Raw genomic sequence first — 19,129 nt, forward strand, 5'->3', positions numbered from 1 at the left:
CCGCGCGGTGGTCAGGGACCCGGCGTTCGCGCCCGAGCTGGACGGCTCCCCGGAGCCGTTCAAGGTCCACACCCGCTGGATCGAGACCGAGTTCGCGAATGACATCCCGCCCTTCATCACCCCCACCCCCACCGAAACAGAGCGGGAACCCGCCCGGGAGACGGTCGTCGTCGAGGTCGGCGGCAAGCGGCTGGAGGTCGTCCTCCCCGCCTCCCGTACGGGCCCGACGACGGAGGCAAGGACCAAGCGCCGTACCGCCAAGTCGTCGGGCCCGGTCGCCTCCGGCGACACCCTCGCCTCCCCGATGCAGGGCACGATCGTCAAGATCGCGGTCGAGGAGGGCCAGGAGGTCCAGGAGGGCGACCTGGTCGTCGTCCTCGAGGCCATGAAGATGGAACAGCCGCTCAACGCTCACCGCACCGGGACCATCAAGGACCTCTCCGCCGAGGTCGGCGCGTCCGTCACCTCCGGCGCCACGATCTGCCACATCAAGAACTGACCAGGAGCCGACCGGGAACTGACCACACCTGATCGGCAACGGACCGGGAAAGGACGAACAGGCAAGAATGAACAAGGGGGATGAGCTGGAGCAGACCCTGCTCCAGATGAGGGCGCTGGTCGAGGACGCGGTCACCCAGACGCGGCACCGGGCCAATGCCACGCACAGCGCAATGACCGTGGTGACCGATCCCAGCAACGAGCGCATGCGGCGGACCGCCGAACGCCTGGTCTCCACCGCGCGCCGCTCGGTCTCGCTCGCGCTGCCGTGCCGGGTGGCCAAGTCGGAGGCACTGAGCGGCCTGCTCGACATGCTGCGCGAGATCGCCGCCGCCGGTGTCGGGGTCCGTGTGCTCGGGGGGCCGGGGATTCTCGACGACCGCAATGTCCGCCGCCATCTGACGCCGGGGCCCGCGCGGATACCCGCCTTCGAGGTCAGGATCGCGGCGGACCAGTACCAGGAGGTGCTGATCGTGGACGCGCTGATGGCCCTGATGCGTGCCGAGTCCGGAGGGTCGGGCCCGCAGGCCGTGACCATCCGGGTGCCGATGGTGCTGCGGGCTCTCGACACGTTGTTCACGGGCGCCTGGTCCAGTGCGACGCCGGCGCGGAGCTACCGCAGGGTGTCCGCTCGGGGCCGTACCGAGATCGCCCGCCGGGTGCTCACCTGCCTCACCTCGGGCCACACCGACGAGGCCGCCGCCCAGAGCCTCGGCCTGTCCGTCCGCACCTATCGACGCCACGTCGCCGAGCTGATGCAGGAGCTGGGTGCCGTCTCCCGTTTCCAGGCGGGCGTGCAGGCCGTCGAACTGGGCCTGCTCACACCGGAGGCCACCGCGGCATGACCGCCCGTCCACCCGGCTATGAACGCCGAAGAATGGCATCCATCGTCGCCTCCAGATACGCCGGGAACTCCTCGGGCGAGGGCAGTACGGTCGGCGCGGCGTGGCCCAGCTGGGCGTGCCCCAGATAGAAGCTGTACGCCATCAGCGCGCGCCGTCGGGCCTCGTCCTCGGCGAAGTCCAGTTCGGTGAAAAGCCCGGCCAGATAGCCGATCCGGCGTTCGGTGACCTGTCTCAGCGCGGTGGCCACCTGGGGGTGGTCGGCGCTGGCGAGCAGCGAGACCTCCAGCGGATCGGCCCTGGCCGGCTTGATGACCTCGGTGAACAGCCGGCGCAGGCGCTTTTCCGGGTCGGGCTCGGTCTCCACCGCCGCGATGATCTCCTCGGTGTCCGCCTCGACCCAGCGGGCGAGCGTGGCCTCGATCAGTGCCTCACGGTTGTCGAAGTGCCAGTAGAAGCTGCCCTTCGTGGCGCCGAGCCGGGCCGCGAGCGGCTCGACCGCCACCGCCGAGAGGCCGCCGCCCTCCTTGAGGGCGGCGAGCGCGGCATCCGCCCAGTCGCGGGCGCTGAGCCGGGCCTTCCTGGTCTGCTGCCGCCGCTCCGCCTTCTGCCGTTGCACCATGTCCATACGCTACCGTATGGTTGACCATACGCAAGCGTATGGAGGTACGCAATGCTCAAGGACAAGCCCGTGGCCGTGGGGTTTCCCGAAGGTGCCCGGCTGATCAGGACGGCGGTGGACCGGCCCGACTACCGGGACGCGTACGCCATGGAGCTGCTGCCCGGGATGCCGCGCGATCCGGCGGCCTGGACGGGCATCCTGCGTGATGCCTTCCCGATCAAGGCGCAGCAGGACGGCGAGGCTCTCATGGACGTGAGCACGGCCGGTCTGGACGCCTGGGCCTCGATCGTCGTCGACGACAAGTACGTCACCCTGTGCAGCTCGGTGAAGACGAACGCATGGCGCTCCCGGCTCTACTGGGGTGTCGTCAAGCGCGTGCACCCCTTCATGGCCCGCGCCATGATGGTCCGCACCCACCGCAAGCTCGCGCTCGCCGCGCAGAAGGCCGCGTAGCAGAAGGTCCCGTAACAGGGGTTACGTCGCAGGGGGCCGCGCGACGGACGTCCGCGCGGCCGGCCCCGGCGACCGCTCCGTGACCCGGGTCAGATGCCGGTGGAAGACCTCGCGCGTGTCCGGCGTCAGGGTGCGCAGGGCGACCAGGGCAGTGATCACGACGTCGCAGAGCTCGCCCTGGACGTCCTCCCACGTATGGGTGATGCCCTTGCGCGGGTTCTGCCCCGTCGCGCCGATCACCGCCTCGGCGACCTCGCCGACCTCCTCCGACAGCTTCAGCATGCGCAGCAGCATGCCCTCCTGCCCGCCCTGCGGACGGTTCGCGTCCAGCCAGGACCACAGGTCGTCGATGGAGGCCCAGAGGTCGGGCAGTTCGGAGGGTGCCGTCGTGTGCGTCGTGTGCGTGTCCTGATCGGTCATGCGCGCAGCCTGCCACGGCATGGCTGCCCGGCTACTCGTCGAACAACGACTCCTGTTCCCCCTCCTTCTGCTGCCGCACCCGGCTGTTCCGCGTCCCCACCACCACCGCCGTGACCGCCGCCGTCACGCCCAGGGCCGCCGGGACCATCCAGCCGCGGTCGAAGACATGGCCCAGGGCGTGGTCGAGGGAGAGACGGCCCGGGCCGGTGATGGCGAGGCCGGCCGCTGCCAGGCCGAGGGACGCCGCGTACTCGAAACCGCCCTCCGCGGCGAAGAAGCCGTTGGGTACGTGGACCGCGGCCGCGCCCGCCATCGCGCCGGCCGCCGCCGCACCCGCGGCCGGCGTGGCCAGGCCCAGCGCCAGCAGGGTGCCGCCGCCCGCCTCCGCGAGCCCCGCCGCCGTCGCGCTCGCCTTTCCGGGCAAGTAGCCGACGGACTCCATGAACTTGCCGGTCCCCTCGATGCCACCCCCGCCGAACCAGCCGAGGAGCTTTTGCGCGCCGTGTGCGGCGAGCACCCCACCGGTACCCATTCGGAGCAGCAGCAGACCCACATCACGTCGGTCGTAACAGTTCACGGTGACTCCCCATCAGGACAGGCGGACAGCAGGAACAAGGCCCCCTCCGCGTATCCACCGTCGCATCCGGCACACCCGCGCCGCCTGTCCGGGGCGCCGTTCGGGTGGCGGGGCCGGGGGAGCGGTGTGAGTCTGGCTGGCATGACGATTCAGCCAGCCAAACTCAGCGATCCGGCCGTCCGGGCCTTCGTCACCGCTGTCAACGCCCATGACCGCGAGGGTTTCCTGCAGATCCTCGCCCCCGGCGCGACGATGTCCGACGACGGCTCCGACCGCGACCTCGCCGACTGGATCGACCGGGAGATCTTCTCCACCCACGGTCATATGGAAGTCGACAAGGAGACCCGCGACGGCCGGGCCCTCGTCGCCCGCTACAGCAACGACACCTGGGGCGAGATGCGCACCAGGTGGAGCTTCATCGTCGAGGACGACGGGCGGATCTCCCGCTTCGAGACCGGGCAGGCCTGACAAAACACCCCATGGCCACAATGCCCTCGAAGGGCTTGTGTTCGTAGTGAGCGCGCTCGGCTTCGGCTGCTGGGCGATCGGCGGATGGGGTCCCCCCTGCTCCTTTAGAGCTTGGGGGAGGCAGGACTCGGACGGGCAGCCGCTCGGCTGGGGCAAGGTCGACGACGAGGAGTCCGTACGGGCGATCCACCGCGCCCTCGACCTCGGTGTCACCTTCTTCGACACCGCGGACGATGGGGGTACCTCCCTGCTCGAACGAAGTTGAGAGCTTGGGGGAGGCACCGGGCACAGCGAGCGCGTGCTCGGCGGCGCCCTCGGCAAGCGGCGGGACGAGGTCGTCGTCGCCACCAAGTGGGGCAACGTCTTCGACGAGGAAACCCGCACGCTCACCGGCAGCGACGACTCCCCGGCCTACGCCCGCCGGGCCCTCGAGGCCTCCCTGCGCCGGCTCGGGGCCGACCACGTCGATCTCTACCAGCTGCACGTCTCCGACGCCGATCCCGCCAGGGCGGCGGCCGAACTCCGCGACCTGTGCGAGGAGTTCGTCCGTGAGGGACTCATCCGTGCGTACGCCTGGAGCACCGACGACCCCGAACGCGCCGCCGTCTTCGCGCAGGGCGAGCACTGCACGGCCGTGCAGCACGCCCTGAACGTGCTTCAGGATGCCCCGCAACTCCTGCGACTCTGCGAGGAGTTGGAGCTCGCCAGCATCAACCGCGGTCCCCTCGCCATGGGGCTGCTCGGCGGCCGGCGGCACACCGGGCTCGAATCCGGGGACATCCGCAGCAGGCCCCCGGCCTGGCTCCAGGGATTCGGCGACGGCTCCGGCGCCGACCCCCAGTGGCTCGCCCGGGTCGACGCGCTGCGCTCCGTCCTGACCAGCGACGGCCGTACGCCCGCCCAGGGCGCCCTCGCCTGGCTGTGGGCGCGCAGCCCGCGCACCGTGCCGATCCCGGGGTTCCGCTCGGTCGCCCAGGCGGAGCAGAACGCGGGCGCGATCGCGAAGGGGCCGCTCACCGCCGGGCAGCTGGCCGAGGTCGGCCGGATACTCGGGAGGTGAACGGCCCCGACGGGAGCGGGCGGCTCAGTGGGCCTGGCCGCCGTACTGGACGTAGGGCTGCGGCTGGGCGTCGTACACCTGCTGACCTTCGTACGCCTGCTGACCGCCGTACGCCTGCCGTGCGTAGGGGCCGCCGCCCTGCTCGGTGAGCGTGAGCTGTCCGGCCTTGATGGTGGCCAGGCGCGGGGCGCGGCGGGCGATCGACGAGTCGTGGGTGACCATGACGAACGTGAGGCCGTGCTCCCGCCACAGGCCCTCCAGCAGGGCCATGATGTCGTCGCGGGTGCCCTCGTCGAGGTTGCCGGTGGGCTCGTCGGCCAGCAGTACCTTCGGTCGCTTGACCAGCGCGCGGGCGATGGCGACACGCTGCTGCTGGCCGCCGGACATCTCGGACGGGACATGAGCGAGGCGCTCGCCGAGGCCGACCGAGCGCAGGGCCTCGGCCGCCCGCTCGCGGCGCTCGGCCGGCTTGACGCCGAGGGGGACCAGCGCCGTCTCGACGTTCTCCTGCGCGGTCAGCGTCGGGATGAGGTTGAACGCCTGGAAGATGATGCCGATCTTCTCGGCGCGCAGCCGGGTCAGCCTGGCCTCGCCGATGGTGGCGAGGTCCACGCCGTCCAGCTCGACGCTGCCGGCGGACGGGCGGTCCAGGCCGCCGATCATCTGGAGGAGGGTGGACTTGCCGCCGCCGGTGGGGCCCTGGATGACGAGCTGGTCGCCGTCCTCGATGGTGAGGTCGATGCCGCGCAGCGCCTCCACCGTCTCCTTGCCCCGGGTGTAGCGCTTGGTGACGCCGGTGAGTCTGTACATGGGTGCTCCGTGAAGTGCGAAGGCGTGGGTGAGGGAGGAGGGGGCGGGGCGCCGCGTCCCGGGGGGAGTGGAGGCGGCGCCCCGGCTCGGGGGGTGTTACGAGACGCTGCGCAGGGCGTCGGCGGGGCGCATCCGGGAGGCGCGCCAGCCGCCCATGGCGCCGGCGATCAGACCGCCGGTGACCGCCAGGCCCACCGCGAGCGCGATGGTGGTCATCGAGACGGGCGCGGTCAGGGCGATCTCCAGCTTGCTCGCGGTGGACTGGCCGGGACCGCCGCCGCCCGGGCCGCCCATGCCGCCCGGCCCGCCGCCGGTGCTGCCGAGCTGTGCGGTGAGCTTCGGGCTGATCGCGGTGACCGTGTAGGCGGCCGCGAGGCCCAGAGCGATGCCGAGGCCGCCGCCGAGCAGGCCGTTGACCATGGACTCGCCGACGACCTGCCGGGTCACCTTGTGCGAGGGCCAGCCCAGCGCCTTGAGGGTGCCGAACTCACGCACACGCCGGGACACGGCCGAGGAGGTGAGCAGCGCGGCCACCAGGAAGGCCGCGGCCAGCACCGCGATCGACAGCCACTTGCCGACGCTGGAGGCGAGGCTGGAGGCGGTGGACAGCGAACCGGAGACGGTGGACGCCAGATCGGAGGAGGTGGTGACCGTCGTACCGGAGATGTTCGCCTGGATCGCCTTCTTCACGGCGGAGATCTGCTGGGAGTCGGTCGCCTTGACGTAGATCGTGGTGACCTTGTTCTTGGCGTCGGCCAGCGTCTGCGCCTGCTTCAGCGGCAGATAGACGTCGGTGGTGGACTCGCTGCTGCTGGGCGTCGCGATGCCGATGACCGTGTACTTGGTGCCGGAGATCTTGAAGGCCGAACCGACCTTGTACTTCTTCGACTTGGCGTAGGACTTGCTGACCACCGCGACCTTGGCGTCGGTCTGCGACGCGGTGAACGTCCTGCCCGAGGTGATCTTCGTCGAGGCCAGCGGGCCGAGTTCCTGGTGGGTGACGTCGATGCCGGCCACGGAGTAGTTGTTGACGTCGAAGTTGGCGCCGCCGCCCTGCACCTGCGGCTGGCCGCTGCCGCCGGTGGAGCCGCCCGGGCCGCCCTGGGCCTGGCCGTTGCTGCCGCTGCCGCTGGAGCTCTGCGCCTTGCCCTGGGTGAAGGAGCCGTCGACCTTGGTGACGTTCAGGGAGAGGGCACCGACGGCGCTCGCCACGCCCTTCTGCGCGGAGACCTTCTCGACGAGGGAGGACTTCAGGGCCTGGCCGCCCTGTGTCATCACCCGGTCGGAACTCTGTGAGGTCTTCGAGCTCGATTTGGCGTCGAACTTGAAGTTCGGACCTTGCGAGCTGCCGGCCTTGGGTGCGGATTGTGCCTTGGTGACCGTCATGTCGGTGCCGAGGCCGTAGAGCGATTTCAGGACTTTGTCCTGCGCCTGCGTCATACCGGCCGACACCGAGCTGACGGTGATGACCAGCGCGATACCGAGCGCCAGACCCAGTGCGATGACCAGGGCCGCCTTCTTGCGGCGGCCCAGCTCGCGCTTGAGATAGATGCCAAACATCCCGTTCCTCGAAGGTTCTTGGCGCCCGCTGTGGGCGCGGCCACAAGCTATGGAGGAACCTTTGCGGCGCACTGAGTAAAACGTGTGTCAGAGCTGAGAAAGCGGGCTATGGAATCGATTTTTCATAAGACAGCAAATTCCTGGCCTGCAGAGGGCCTCCTGCAAGGAAACCGCTGTTGAGTGCGGTGTACGGTCCCGGGATGCGCGATTCTTCTCGGCTCACCCGGCGTGCCGCTCTCGGTCTGACGGCCGCCGCCCTTCCCCTGTCCGCGGCCACCCCCGCCCACGCCACGACCATCATCGACGGGGACCGGCTGGCCCGTGGCGGAATCCAGGCGCGGGGCACCACCGGTCTGCCCAAGAAGCTCACCGCCCGCTCCTGGCTCATCGCCGACGGCGAGAGCGGGGAGGTGCTCGCCTCGTTCAACGCGCACCGGCGGCTGCCGCCCGCGTCCACGCTGAAGATGCTGTTCGCGGACACCGTGCTGGAGAAGTTCGAGCGGACCGAGCGGCACAAGGTCACCGACGCCGACCTGGCCGGGATACCGTCCGGCTCCAGCCTCGTCGGCGTCAAGCCCGGCATCACCTACACCGTCGAGCAGCTCTGGCAGGGCGTGTTCCTGCGCTCCGGCAACGACGCGGTGCATGTGCTGGCCCATATGAACGGCGGGGTCGCGAAGACGGTCGCGGAGATGCAGGCCAAGGCCGAGGACCTGCAGGCACTGGACACGCATGTGGTCAGCCCCGACGGCTTCGACCACGCGGGACAGCTGTCCTCCGCCTACGACCTGACCCTTTTCGCCCGCCATGGGCTGAAGAACGATGACTTCCGCGGCTACTGCGGCACCAGGACCGCCGACTTCCCGGCGGGCGGCAAGAAGACCTTCCAGATCCAGAACACCGACCGCCTGCTGACGGGCGCCTGGGGCCTCGGCACGTACCAGGGGCTGATCGGTGTGAAGAACGGCTACACCAGCCATGCCGGCAACACCTTCACCGGCGCGGCCACCCGTGACGGTCGCACCCTGCTGGTCACCGTGATGCACCCCGCCGCCGGCAGCAACGCCGTCTACGAGGAGACCGCCGCGCTGCTCGACTGGGGCTTCGGCACGGGGAGTTCGGCGCAGGCGGTGGGCACGCTGGTCGAGCCGCTCAGTGAGGGCGGGGCGAAGGCGGGCGCCGGGGCGGAGGCGAAGTCGGCCCGGGCCGCCGCGGGCGGGTCGGGCTCGGCGTCCGGGCGCCCGTCGACCTGGCGTCTGCTGGAAGGGGGCGCCGGGACGGTGGCACTGCTGGGAGGCGGCGCGTGGGCGCTGCGGCGGCGCCGGGCGGGGAAGAACGCGGCGAAGACCGCGAGGAAGGCCGCCGGGAGGGCGGCGGGGAAGCACGCGCGGGAGACGGACGTGGAGAAGACGGACGTGGAGAAGACGGACGTGGAGCGCGCCGGCCGGGGCTGAGAAGCCGGTCCACGCGGCAGCCGTTCCACCCACCGGTGCGCACCCCGCGGTCCCTCGCGAGGTCCACCCCCAACCCGGTCCGGTGGAACGGCTGCCGCCTCCCCCCTCGGTGTGGTCGGCGGAACCTGGATGGTCCAAGTGTGAAGTTCTTGTGAAGGAAGTTGAGCATAAGCCCACCACCGGCCGCAATACCGCGGATGTTCAAATTCCGCTTGTGCAGGTTGGGGAGTTGACGGAGCGTGGGAGCGCTCAGCCCCGGCCCACGTACGGCATCGCCGTCGCCAGTACCGTCGCGAACTGCACATTCGCCTCCAGCGGCAGCTCGGCCATGTGCCGCACGGTGCGCGCCACGTCGGCCACGTCCATCACCGGCTCCGGCGCCGTCTCGCCGTTCGCCTGCAGCGCGCCCGTCTCCATCCGCGCCGTCATGGCGGTGGCCGCGTTGCCGATGTCGATCTGCCCGACGGCGATGGCGTACGGACGCCCGTCCAGCGACAGCGACTTGGTGAGGCCGGTCAGTGCGTGCTTGGTCGCGGTGTAGGCGACCGAGTGCGGTCGGGGCGTATGGGCGGAGACGGAACCGTTGTTGATGATCCGGCCGCCGCGCGGCCGCTGCTCCTTCATCTGCCGGTACGCCGCCTGCGCGCACAGGAACGCCCCGTTGAGGTTGGTGTCCACCACATGCCGCCAGGCCTCGAAGGGCAGGTCCTCCACGGGTACCCCGCCGGGTCCGAAGGTGCCCGCGTTGTTGAAGAGCAGATCGACCCGCCCGAACCGGTCGCGCACGGCGGCGAACAGGGCCGTGACGTCGTCGGGGTTCGCGACATCGGTGCGCACGGCGAGCGACTCGCCCTCGGGCGCCAGCGCCGCCGTCCCCGCCAGCTTCTCCGCGCGCCGCCCGGCCAGCGCAACCGACCAGCCGGAGTGCATCAGTTCCACGGCGACCGCCCGCCCGATGCCGGATCCGGCGCCGGTCACCACGGCGATCCTCGATTCCTTGTCAGTCATGGCACCGCAGCGTAGGCGTCGCGTCCGCGATGCGGAATCACATGTCCGCCATACGGTTGCCTCGCGCGGCGGCCCCGGGCGGTGCCCATGGGCTCAGACCGTGACGGCCTCCCCGGGGTAGCGCACCCCGATCCGCTCCCGTATCGCGTCCAGCGTCCGCATCACGGCGAGCGTGCCGTCGAGCGGCACGAGCGGGGACTCGGTCTCACCGGCCCGCAGCGCTCGCATGACCTCCGCCGCCTCGTGCCGCAGGCTGGTGCGCGGCCCGTCAGCCGGCTCCAGCACGAACTCCTCCGGGTCGCGGCCGTCGCGGTGCAGGACGAAGCGCTCGGGGTGGAAGAAGCCGGACGGGATGTCGATACGGCCGAGCGATCCGGTGACCGACGCGGTGTTCGCCGTACCGCCGACGACGGAGCAGTGCACCGAGGCGAGAGCCCCGCTCTCCCAGGAGAGCAGCGCTCCCGTCTGGAGATCGACGCCCTCGTCCGAGAGCACCGCTCTGGCCATCACGTCCGCCGGTTCACCCAGCAGCAACTGCGCGAACGACACCGGATACACGCCCAGATCCAGCAGCGCCCCGCCGCCCAGCGCCGGGTCCCGCAGCCGGTGGGCCGCCGGGAAGGGCCCGGCGAGCCCGAAGTCGGCGTGCACGGTGCGCACCTCGCCGATCGCCCCGTCGTCGACCAGCGCCTTCAGCCGCCGGATCAGCGGGTTGCAGTACATCCACATCGCTTCCATCAGGAAGCTGCCGCGCTCCTTCGCCAGCGCGACCAGTTCCTCCGCCTCGCGCGCGTTGAGCGTGAACGCCTTCTCGCACAGCACATTGCGCCCGGCCTCCAGACACAGCCCGGCGGCCGCCCGGTGCGCCGAGTGCGGGGTGGCGACGTACACGACATCGATGTCCTCGTCGGCGGCGAGCGACTCCCAGTCGCCGTACGCCCGCCCGATCCCGAACCGCTCGGCGAACGCCCGCGCGGGGCCGAGGCTGCGCGAGGCCACCGCCACGATCTCCGCGTCCGGCAGGTCGACCAGGTCCGCGGCGAACGCTGCCGCGATCCCACCCGTCGCCAGGATCCCCCACCGCACGTTCCGCTCCGCCATCCCGGCCCCGCCCTCGCTCATGTGACCCTCGACACTGCGTACGAGCTGAGAGCATAGGTGCCGATTCAATCAAAGCGATCGACGAGGCCGAAAAACCGGAGAGGCCGGAAAAGGGGAGGGACGACACATGCCCGAGCACGCGGCGGCGGCGTCGACACCGGACGCGGAGCGGCAGCCCGTACCCCGCACCCCGGCCACCCGCTCGGCCCGCGGCACCGGCCTTCTCGTCACCCTCGTCCTCGGCGGCCTCACCGCCACGCCCCCGCTCGCGATGGACATGTACCTCCCGTCCCTGCCGGAGGTCACCCGCTCCCTGCACGCGCCCGCAGCGACCGTCCAGCTCACGCTCACCGCCTGCCTCGCCGGAATGGCGCTCGGGCAACTGGTGGTCGGCCCGCTGAGCGACCGCTGGGGCCGCAGACGCCCGCTCCTGGTCGGCCTCGCCGTCTACCTCGTCGCCACCGCCCTGTGCGCGGTGGCGCCCACCGTCGAGACCCTGGTCGCCCTCCGGCTGGCCCAGGGCCTCGCGGGCGCGGCCGGGATCGTCATCGCGCGGGCCGTCGTACGCGACCTCTACGACGGCATGGCCATGGCCCGCTTCTTCTCCACCCTGATGCTGATATCCGGGACCGCCCCGATCGTCGCTCCGCTGATCGGCGGGCAGATCCTGCGCGTCACCGACTGGCGGGGCGTCTTCGTGGTCCTCACCGTCGTCGGCGCCGTGCTCGCCACGCTCGTCTGGCTCCGGCTCCCCGAGACCCTGCCGCCCGCCGAACGCCACGAAGGCGGGGGCGGCGAGGCCCTGCGCGCGATGCGCGGTCTGCTCTGTGACCTCCCCTTCACCGGCTACATGCTCGCCGGCGGCTTCGCCTTCGCCGCGCTGTTCGCCTACATCTCCGCCTCGCCCTTCGTCATCCAGGAGATCTACGGTGCCTCCCCGCAGACCTTCAGCCTGCTGTTCGGCCTCAACTCGGTCGGCCTGGTGATCGCCGGACAGATCAACGGGAAGGTGCTGGTCGGCCGGGTGCGCCTGGACAAGGTGCTGGCCGTCGGCCTGACCGTGACCGTCCTCGCCGCGACCGCCCTGCTGCTGATGTCCACCGGCGTCCTCGGCAAGGTGGGCCTGGCCCCGGTCGCCGCCGCGCTCTTCGTCCTGATGTCCGCGATGGGCATCACCCTCCCCAACGCCCAGTCCCTCGCCCTGCTGCGCACCCGGCACGCCGCCGGCTCCGCCTCCGCGCTGCTCGGCACCTCCTCCTTCCTCGTCGGGGCCGTCGCCTCCCCGCTCGTCGGAGTCGCCGGGGAGCACACCGCCGTACCGATGGCGCTGGTCCAACTGGCCGGAGCACTGGTGGCTCTGGCCTGCTTCGTGGGAATGTGCCGTCCCTGGATCACATCTGCGGACGCGGAAGCCGGGGATTCCCCCAGCGCAAGCGAAACCGAAAGCCCGGGGGAGGAGAACTGAGCGCACCCAGACTCCGCGTCGACACACCGGAACGGGCCGGGCTCGACGCCGAGGAACTGCACCACCTCGTCCGCGAGGTCCACGACCTGACCACCGGCGACCACCCCTGGGCGCCCGGCGTCGTCGTGGTGGCCGGACGCGGGCCGGTCATCGCCGTCGAGGAGGCCGCGGGCTGGGCCGTGCGGTACGTGTCGTACGACCCGGAGACCGAGCGGGGCGTCGAACTGGCGCCCCAAGCCCGCGTTCCGATGACCGTCGACACCCCCTTCGACCTGGCCTCCCTCACCAAGCTGTTCACCTCCGTCGCCGCCGTGCAGCAGATCGAGCGGGGCACGCTCGGCATCGACGCCCGGGTCGGCGCCTATCTGCCCGAGTACCGCGGGGCCGCCGCGCACGGCATCACCGTCCGGCAGCTGCTCACCCACACCTCCGGGCTGCGCCCCGAACTCCCGCTGTACGACTGCCCGGACGACGCGGCCCGCCTTGCCCTGCTGCGGGCCGAGGAGCCGACGGGCGAACCGGGCACGTACCTCTACTCGGACCTGAACATGCTGCTGCTCCAGGCCGTGCTGGAGCGGATCACCGGACGCACCCTCGACCTCCTCGTGCACGAGGGGATCAGCCGGCCGCTCGGGATGACGGCGACCGACTTCGGGCCGTGCCGGGGCGCCGCGGCGACCGAGGACCAGCGGTGGCCGTGGGCCAAGGCGGAGCGGGGGATGCTGCGGGGCGTGGTCCACGACGAGAACGCGTGGGCGCTGGGCGGGGTCGCGGGCCACGCGGGCCTGTTCTCGACGGGACGCGATCTGGCGGTCTTCTGCCGGGCGTTGCTGGCGGGCGGCGCATACGGCCCCGCGCGCATCCTCGGCCCCGACTTCGTGGAGCTGCTGCTGACCCCGCCGGGGCTGGGCTTCGCCGTCGACCAGCCGTGGTTCATGGGGGAGCTGTCGGGGCGCGGAGCTGCGGGCCACACGGGCTTCACGGGGACCTCGCTGATCCTGGACCCGGCCACGGACATCTTCCTGGTGCTGCTGGCCAACACGGTGCATCCCCGCAGACGCCCGTCGGACAGCGGGCCGAGGGCGAGGGCGGCGACTCGGATGGCCCGGGCGGTTCGGGAGACCTGAGAGAATCACACGGTGAACGTCCCCGTCTCCCCAGCCGAAAACCTCCGTGCCGCTCTCGCCGGGCTGCTCGACGGGCTCCCGCCCAAGCAGGCCGCCGGTGCCGTGGAGCGGCTGATCGCCAACTACCGGGGGCGGACCCCGACCGACGCGCCCATCCTGCGGGACCGCGCCGACGTCGCCGCGTACGCCGCGTACCGGATGCCCGCCACCTTCGAGGCGGTGCGCGCGGCGCTGGAGGCGTTCGCGGAGGCCGTGCCCGGGTGGGTGCCCGGCAGCCATGTCGACGTCGGGGGCGGGACCGGCGCGGCGACCTGGGCCGTCAGCGCGACCTGGGACGGGGTCCGGCCGGTGACCGTGCTGGACTGGGCCGAGCCCGCGCTGGCCCTCGGCCGGGAGCTCGCCGCCGCCAACCCGGCCCTGCGGGACACGACGTGGCAGCGCTCTCGCATCGGAGCGGCGCTCACCATCGAGAGCACCGATCTCGTCACCGTCTCCTACGTCCTCAACGAACTCTCCGACGCCGACCGCGCCGCCCTCGTCGACGCGGCCGCTGCCGCCGCGCAGGCCGTGGTGATCGTCGAGGCCGGCACACCCGCCGGATACGCCCGCGTCATCGAGGCCCGCGACCGGCTCGTCGACGCCGGATTCCAGGTCGCCGCGCCCTGCCCGCACAGCGCCGCCTGCCCCATCGTCCCCGGCGAGGACTGGTGCCACTTCTCGGCCCGGGTCAGCCGCTCCTCCCTGCACCGTCAGGTCAAGGGCGGCTCACTGCCGTACGAGGACGAGAAGTTCAGCTACGTCGCCGCCGCCCGCATCCCGGCCGCCCCGGCCGCCGCCCGCGTGGTGCGGCGCCCGCAGATCCGCAAGGGCCAGGTGCTTCTCGATCTGTGCGAGGCCGAGGAGCAGCTGCGCCGCACGACGGTCACCAAACGCCACGGCGACCTGTACAAGGCGGCCCGGGACGCCGACTGGGGCGACCCCTGGCCGCCGCGCGAGGACGACACCTCACACCCGTAGCTCCCGCAGCTCCTGCGTGCAGCACTTCACGCTGCCGCCGCCCTTGAGGAGTTCGCTCAGGTCCACGCCCACCGGCTCGAAGCCGCGCTCCCGCAGCGGACCGAACAGCCCGGCCGCCGCCTGCGGCAGCACCACGCGCAGACCGTCCGACACGGCGTTCAGCCCGAACGCGGCCGCGTCCTGGTCCCCGGCGGTCAGCGCGTCCGGGAACAGCCGCCGCAGCACCTCCCGGCTGCCCGGCGAGAAGGCGGGCGGGTAGTACATGACCTCGTCCCGCGCGTCGTCGAGGACGGCCAGGGCGGTGTCCAGGTGGTAGTACCGGGGGTCGACCAGCTCCAGACCGATCACCGGGCGGCCGAGGAACTCCTGCGCCTCGCCGTGCGACAGGGGGCTCGCCCGGAAGCCACGCCCGGCCAGCACGAAGGAGGCGGTGACGGCGAAGTCGCCCTCGCCCTCGTTGACGTGGACGGGCTCGTGGAGGTGCGTGAAGCCGTGCGCGCGGTACCAGTCCAGATGCGCGGCGGCCTCGTCGGCCCGCTCCCGGTGGGCGAACCGCGCGCCCAGCACCCGCCCGTCCACCACGGTGGCGCCGTTGGCCGCGAACACCATGTCGGGCAGCCCGGGGACCGGGACGAGCTCCTCGACGGTGTGGCCGAGGGCGCGGTAGAGGTCACGCAACTGCTCCCACTGGGCGACCGCGAGGGGTGTGTCGACGGGCTTGCGCGGGTCCATCCACGGGTTGATGGAGTACGTGACCTCGAAGTGCCTGGGTGAGCACATCAGATAGCGCCGGGGTGTGGCGCCGCGGGAAAGGGCCAAGGCGGGCTCCTCCGGTACCGCAGGGGGTTGTTGCTGCCCATGGTGCGGTTGCGGCGGGCCCGGCGCGTGTGCCGAACGGGTTGTCTTCCTGGTTAGCCTCGACCCATGGTCAAGAAGCCCGCCCCCGACGCCACCCGGCGCAGCGAGAAGTCCCGCCGCGCGATCTACGACGCCGCCCTCGCCCTGGTCGCGGAGGCCGGGTACCCGAAGACCACCGTCGAGGGGATCGCCGCCCGTGCCGGGGTCGGCAAGCAGACCATCTACCGCTGGTGGGGCTCGAAGGCGGACGTCCTCCTGGAAGCCTTCCTGGACCTCGGCGAGCAGGCGGCGCGGGCCGCGGGGCAGGAGCCGTACCAGATCCCGGACACCGGCGACCTCGCCGCCGATCTCAAGGCCGTCCTGCGCGCCACGGTCGACGAACTGCTCGACCCCCGCTTCGAGGCGCCCTCCCGCGCCCTGGCCGCCGAGGGCGTGGTCAACGAGCAGCTCGGCCGCGAGTTCGTCGGCAAGCTCCTCGAACCCCAGCTCCAGCTGTACGTCGACCGGCTGCGCTCCGCGCAGACCCAGGGGCACGTACGGCCCGACGTGGACCCGCGCATCGCCCTGGAGCTGTTCGTCTCGCCCCTCGCCCAGCGCTGGCTGCAGCGCACCGGACCGATCTCGTACGACTACACCGACACCCTGGTCGACTACGCGCTCGGTGGACTCGCCCCGCGCTGACCGGAAATCGCAGGTCGGAAGCCCGGCATGTCCCGACAAGGCACCCCGGCGCACGGGAAGGCGGGAGCATAGGGCATGCTGTGCGCAGCAGAGCGAGGCGAGGCGATACATGAGCGCGACGTTCGGCGGCCGTACCGGCCGGCAGGGCAAACTCTCCCAATGGCTGCGCGGACGCCGCCCGCAGGACGCGGCCGACGAGGGCGGCCGTGAGGCCCTGCTGCTCGCCGCCGCCGGAGCGGGACTGCCGCTCGCGCCCGCCGCGTACCCCGCGCCCGGCTACCGCTGTTCCTGCGACCGCGTCGGCTGTCCCACCCCCGCCCGGCACCCGGTGTCGTTCGCCTGGCAGACGCAGTCCACCACCGACCGCGCCCAGATCGAGCGCTGGGCCCGGCATCAGCCGCAGGCCAACTTCATCACCGCGACCGGCATGGTGCACGACGTCCTCGACGTCCCCCTGGAGGCCGGCCGGCAGGCGCTGGAGCGGCTGCTCGGCTCCGGGGTCGAGGTCGGGCCGGTCGCCGAGAGCGACGACGGCCGCATGCTGTTCTTCGCCCTCACCCGCGGCACGCCCGAGGACGAGGACGAGTGGTGGCCGTGCGAACTGGACTGCCACCCCGAGACGATGGACGAGCACCCGGGGCTGCGCTGGCACTGCCGGGGCTCCTATGTGCTCGTACCGCCCGCCCGGCTGCCCGGCGACGACGACCGGACGGTGCGCTGGGTACGCGGCCCGGAGCATGCGCTGCCCGACCCGCTCAGCCTTCTCGAGGTGCTCACCGACGCCTGCGCCCGGCACGCCGGCGAGGAACCCGGCCACACGTCGGCGACCTGGCCCCTGCGCCACTGAGGGCGGCGCGTCCTTCTACTCGCCCTGCGCCGCCGTCAGTCCCTGGATGCGGCCCAGCATCGACACCTTGCCGTCGCCCGAGCCCTTCTTCGGGTCCAGGACGACCTCGTTGGAGACGAACTCCAGCGTCAGCGACTGCTTGACCTCGCCCTTCGTCAGGGCCTGCACGTCCTTGTTCGGGGCCGGGACGGACGTGCCCGCGGCGGCGGTCTCCTTCTCGTAGTGGTGCGTGGTGAAGAACACCAGCGCCCCGCCGTCCTTCGTGCGCAGCGCCAGCGGTGCGTAGTCGCCGTTCGTGCGCGGCTCGTCGATGTACTGCGTGGCCAGACCCGGCTTGCGGGCCTCCTCGGCGCGTGTCTTGCGCCAGCCGCTGGTGTGCTCGCCGTCCGCGAAGACGCTGCCGCCGCTGTTCAGATACGTCGCGTACTGCTGGCTCAGGTCCTGCGGGCGGACGGCCAGTTCGGCCGCGGTCGCCGGTACGGCTTCGGCCCAGCCGTCCTTGTCCGTCTGGAACTGGGGCACGCTGTCCGGGGCGAGCAGCGTCAGATACGCCACCTGGAAGGGCTCGGACAGGCTGTCGCGGGTGAAGACGAACAGCCAGCGGGCGCTGCCGCCCTTGTTGGCGGCGGTGTCGGCGACGAACCAGCGGGGCCAGCCCGCTTTCTTGGGAATGGTGAACTTCGCGTCCGACAGCTTCAGCGGCACGTGCCCCGCGTTGCCGCCGGGGTTGTTCGCATGGCCGGCCTTCAGCCGGACGCTGTCGATGTCGCCGAGGGCACCGGTGACATAGTCCGCGTCCAGGGAGCTGTCGAACGCCTGGTCCGCCCGGTTGTAGGCGTCCGTGAACCGCGCCAGCGCCTTCGCGGCCTCGGCCTTGGTGGTGGCGGGGATCACCTCGCGCTCCCCGTGCACCACCACACACCCACTCGCCGTCAGCGACAAAGCGAGCAACGAGGCCGCTATGAGTGCGTTCCGGTCACCGCTACGAAGCGTACGAGACCTGCGATCCCTGCGCATTGGCTGCCTTCACCTTCCCCTTCCCGGAGCCGAACCCTACCGGGGCGGGGCCGCGGGCGGGTGGCGGGTTCGTGTACTGGGCGCGGTGCTCCGTGGCCGGAATGGCGGCGGGGTCGTCCGGCCCCGTGGCCCGGGTGACCCCGTCGTCGTTTTCCGGCGCCTTGTCAGGTGTGGTTGTGCGTGGCAGGAGGCGTCGGTTGCTGCGGTTCCCCGGAGGCGGTGAGGACGGTCGGGGCGGGGAAGGCCGCTGATGTCCGGATTGGGTGCAGCAGCCACGCGGTGGGCCGGCTCGGGCGGGTTGGCGGGCGGGTACCCCGTGGCCGGAATGGCGGCGGGGTCGTCCGGCCCCGTGGCCCGGGCGACCCCGCCGTCGTTCTTCGGTGCCTTGTCAGACCTTGTCGTGGACGGCCGGAGGCGTCGGTTGTGGGGTCTTGCGGGTGAGGAGGCCAGTTGGGGCGAGGAAGATGGCCAGTGTCGGGATCAGGTACAGGAGCCATACCGCGACCTGGACGACCGTCGGGTCGGGCTGGAAGTTGAACACGCCCTTGAGGAGCGTGCCGTACCAGCTGTCCGGCGCGATGGTGTCGCTGATGTCGAAGGCCAGGTTCCGGATGCCGGGGATCCAGTTGGCCTCCTGGAGGTCGTGGACGCCGTAGGCGAGGACGCCCGCGGCGACTACGACCAGCATGCCGCCGGTCCACGTGAAGAACTTGGCCAGGTTGATCTTCAGCGCACCGCGGTAGAACAGCCAGCCCAGGAAGACGGCGGTGAGCAGGCCGAGCGCCACGCCGACCAGCGGGCGCGGAGTGCCGTCGCTGGCCGCGTGCACCGATGCCCACACGAACAGCGCGGTCTCCAGACCTTCCCGGCCGACGGCCAGGAACGCGGTCGCGACCAGCGCGCCCGTGCCCATCGCCAGCGCCGCGTCCAGCTTGCCGTGCAGCTCCCTCTTCAGATGCCGCGCGGTGCGCCGCATCCAGAAGACCATCCACGTCACCAGGCCCACCGCGACGATGGACAGAGTCCCGCCGAGCGCCTCCTGCGCCTCGAACGTCAGCTCCTGCGAGCCGAATTCGAGGGCGCAGCCGAAGCCCATGGCGATGGCGACGGCGGTGCCGATGCCGATCCAGATGGGCTTGAGCGCGTCCTTGCGGTCCGTCTTGACCAGATAGGCGATGAGGATGCAGACGACGAGCGACGCCTCAAGACCCTCGCGCAGGCCGATCAGATAGTTGGAGAACACG

General features: G+C 71.6%; 20 protein-coding genes and 1 pseudogene. 11 read left to right on the plus strand and 10 right to left on the minus strand.

Annotated elements, in window-relative coordinates; genetic code table 11:
• Together ACZ4EG_RS14040 and ACZ4EG_RS14045 are read left to right on the plus strand one after the other, a co-directional pair.
• The coding region (locus ACZ4EG_RS14040) for an acyl-CoA carboxylase biotin carboxyl carrier protein subunit (protein ID WP_467790816.1) at positions 1-499 on the plus strand (499 nt) is incomplete at its 5' end.
• A 67-nt stretch (positions 500-566) separates the two neighbouring features.
• Positions 567-1,343 (plus strand): hypothetical protein, encoded by a 777-nt coding sequence (locus ACZ4EG_RS14045; RefSeq protein ID WP_390709335.1) that lies wholly within the window; start codon positions 567-569, stop codon positions 1,341-1,343.
• A 16-nt stretch (positions 1,344-1,359) separates the two neighbouring features.
• Here the strand turns inward: ACZ4EG_RS14045 and ACZ4EG_RS14050 are convergent, their stop codons facing one another.
• Positions 1,360-1,962 (minus strand): TetR/AcrR family transcriptional regulator, encoded by a 603-nt coding sequence (locus ACZ4EG_RS14050; RefSeq protein WP_467790817.1) that lies wholly within the window; start codon positions 1,960-1,962, stop codon positions 1,360-1,362.
• Between the two features lie 51 nt (positions 1,963-2,013).
• Here ACZ4EG_RS14050 and ACZ4EG_RS14055 point away from each other — a divergent pair, with 51 nt between their 5' ends.
• Positions 2,014-2,415 (plus strand): hypothetical protein, encoded by a 402-nt coding sequence (locus ACZ4EG_RS14055; RefSeq protein ID WP_453562108.1) that lies wholly within the window; start codon positions 2,014-2,016, stop codon positions 2,413-2,415.
• Between the two features lie 21 nt (positions 2,416-2,436).
• On the opposite strand, the gene ACZ4EG_RS14060 is transcribed toward ACZ4EG_RS14055, so the two are convergent.
• On the minus strand, positions 2,437-2,835 hold the full coding sequence (locus ACZ4EG_RS14060; protein WP_467790818.1) for a MazG-like family protein: 399 nt from the start codon (positions 2,833-2,835) through the stop codon (positions 2,437-2,439).
• 31 nt (positions 2,836-2,866) lie between these two features.
• The gene (locus ACZ4EG_RS14065) at positions 2,867-3,412 is read right to left on the minus strand and encodes a DoxX family membrane protein (RefSeq protein WP_467790819.1); all 546 of its coding nucleotides are present in this window, start codon (positions 3,410-3,412) and stop codon (positions 2,867-2,869) included.
• A 141-nt stretch (positions 3,413-3,553) separates the two neighbouring features.
• Here ACZ4EG_RS14065 and ACZ4EG_RS14070 point away from each other — a divergent pair, with 141 nt between their 5' ends.
• Together ACZ4EG_RS14070 and ACZ4EG_RS14075 are read left to right on the plus strand one after the other, a co-directional pair.
• Positions 3,554-3,880: a nuclear transport factor 2 family protein gene (locus ACZ4EG_RS14070; RefSeq protein WP_453562104.1), complete on the plus strand. Its 327-nt coding sequence runs from the start codon at positions 3,554-3,556 to the stop codon at positions 3,878-3,880.
• 46 nt (positions 3,881-3,926) lie between these two features.
• Positions 3,927-4,940, plus strand: a pseudogene (locus tag ACZ4EG_RS14075) (aldo/keto reductase).
• 24 nt (positions 4,941-4,964) lie between these two features.
• On the opposite strand, the gene ACZ4EG_RS14080 reads toward ACZ4EG_RS14075, so the two are convergent.
• Positions 4,965-5,750, minus strand: coding sequence for an ABC transporter ATP-binding protein (locus ACZ4EG_RS14080; protein ID WP_467790820.1), 786 nt, complete (start codon positions 5,748-5,750; stop codon positions 4,965-4,967).
• A gap of 96 nt (positions 5,751-5,846) precedes the next feature.
• Positions 5,847-7,310, minus strand: a complete 1,464-nt coding sequence (locus tag ACZ4EG_RS14085) for an ABC transporter permease (protein ID WP_467790821.1) — start codon at positions 7,308-7,310, stop codon at positions 5,847-5,849.
• A 200-nt stretch (positions 7,311-7,510) separates the two neighbouring features.
• On the opposite strand from ACZ4EG_RS14085, the gene ACZ4EG_RS14090 reads away from it, so the two are divergent.
• Positions 7,511-8,764, plus strand: coding sequence for a D-alanyl-D-alanine carboxypeptidase family protein (locus ACZ4EG_RS14090; RefSeq protein ID WP_467790822.1), 1,254 nt, complete (start codon positions 7,511-7,513; stop codon positions 8,762-8,764).
• A 249-nt stretch (positions 8,765-9,013) separates the two neighbouring features.
• On the opposite strand, the gene ACZ4EG_RS14095 is transcribed toward ACZ4EG_RS14090, so the two are convergent.
• Both ACZ4EG_RS14095 and ACZ4EG_RS14100 read right to left on the minus strand, forming a co-directional pair.
• Positions 9,014-9,772 carry an SDR family oxidoreductase gene (locus ACZ4EG_RS14095; RefSeq protein ID WP_453562098.1) on the minus strand — a complete coding sequence of 253 codons (759 nt, stop codon included), beginning with the start codon at positions 9,770-9,772 and terminating at the stop codon, positions 9,014-9,016.
• Between the two features lie 93 nt (positions 9,773-9,865).
• The gene (locus tag ACZ4EG_RS14100) at positions 9,866-10,873 is read right to left on the minus strand and encodes a Gfo/Idh/MocA family protein (RefSeq protein WP_467791116.1); all 1,008 of its coding nucleotides are present in this window, start codon (positions 10,871-10,873) and stop codon (positions 9,866-9,868) included.
• Positions 10,874-11,000: 127 nt separating this feature from the next.
• On the opposite strand from ACZ4EG_RS14100, the gene ACZ4EG_RS14105 reads away from it, so the two are divergent.
• The 3 genes from ACZ4EG_RS14105 to ACZ4EG_RS14115 are packed head-to-tail and all read left to right on the plus strand — an operon-like array spanning position 11,001 to position 14,482.
• The gene (locus ACZ4EG_RS14105; protein WP_467790823.1) at positions 11,001-12,338 is read left to right on the plus strand and encodes a multidrug effflux MFS transporter; all 1,338 of its coding nucleotides are present in this window, start codon (positions 11,001-11,003) and stop codon (positions 12,336-12,338) included.
• Positions 12,251-13,465 carry a serine hydrolase domain-containing protein gene (locus tag ACZ4EG_RS14110; RefSeq protein WP_467790824.1) on the plus strand — a complete coding sequence of 405 codons (1,215 nt, stop codon included), beginning with the start codon at positions 12,251-12,253 and terminating at the stop codon, positions 13,463-13,465. The genes ACZ4EG_RS14105 and ACZ4EG_RS14110 overlap by 88 nt, the downstream gene beginning before the upstream one ends.
• A 12-nt stretch (positions 13,466-13,477) precedes the next feature.
• Positions 13,478-14,482: a small ribosomal subunit Rsm22 family protein gene (locus ACZ4EG_RS14115; RefSeq protein ID WP_467790825.1), complete on the plus strand. Its 1,005-nt coding sequence runs from the start codon at positions 13,478-13,480 to the stop codon at positions 14,480-14,482.
• On the opposite strand, the gene ddaH is transcribed toward ACZ4EG_RS14115, so the two are convergent.
• The gene (gene ddaH / locus ACZ4EG_RS14120; protein ID WP_453562091.1) at positions 14,471-15,301 is read right to left on the minus strand and encodes a dimethylargininase; all 831 of its coding nucleotides are present in this window, start codon (positions 15,299-15,301) and stop codon (positions 14,471-14,473) included. The two genes, ACZ4EG_RS14115 and ddaH, sit on opposite strands and share 12 nt — an antisense overlap.
• A gap of 105 nt (positions 15,302-15,406) precedes the next feature.
• Here ddaH and ACZ4EG_RS14125 point away from each other — a divergent pair, with 105 nt between their 5' ends.
• On the plus strand, positions 15,407-16,021 hold the full coding sequence (locus tag ACZ4EG_RS14125) for a TetR/AcrR family transcriptional regulator (protein ID WP_453562090.1): 615 nt from the start codon (positions 15,407-15,409) through the stop codon (positions 16,019-16,021).
• Positions 16,022-16,130: 109 nt separating this feature from the next.
• A complete protein-coding gene (locus tag ACZ4EG_RS14130) occupies positions 16,131-16,868 on the plus strand; it encodes a bifunctional DNA primase/polymerase (RefSeq protein ID WP_467790826.1) in 738 nt (245 codons plus the stop codon).
• Positions 16,869-16,883: 15 nt separating this feature from the next.
• Here the strand turns inward: ACZ4EG_RS14130 and ACZ4EG_RS14135 are convergent, their stop codons facing one another.
• Positions 16,884-17,885, minus strand: coding sequence for an SCO2278 family lipoprotein (locus ACZ4EG_RS14135; protein ID WP_467790827.1), 1,002 nt, complete (start codon positions 17,883-17,885; stop codon positions 16,884-16,886).
• A 388-nt stretch (positions 17,886-18,273) separates the two neighbouring features.
• Positions 18,274-19,128 (minus strand): iron uptake transporter permease EfeU, encoded by an 855-nt coding sequence (gene efeU, locus ACZ4EG_RS14140; RefSeq protein WP_467790828.1) that lies wholly within the window; start codon positions 19,126-19,128, stop codon positions 18,274-18,276.
• Position 19,129 lies beyond the last annotated feature (1 nt).

The organism is Streptomyces sp. NPDC025638 (genome assembly GCF_055558775.1).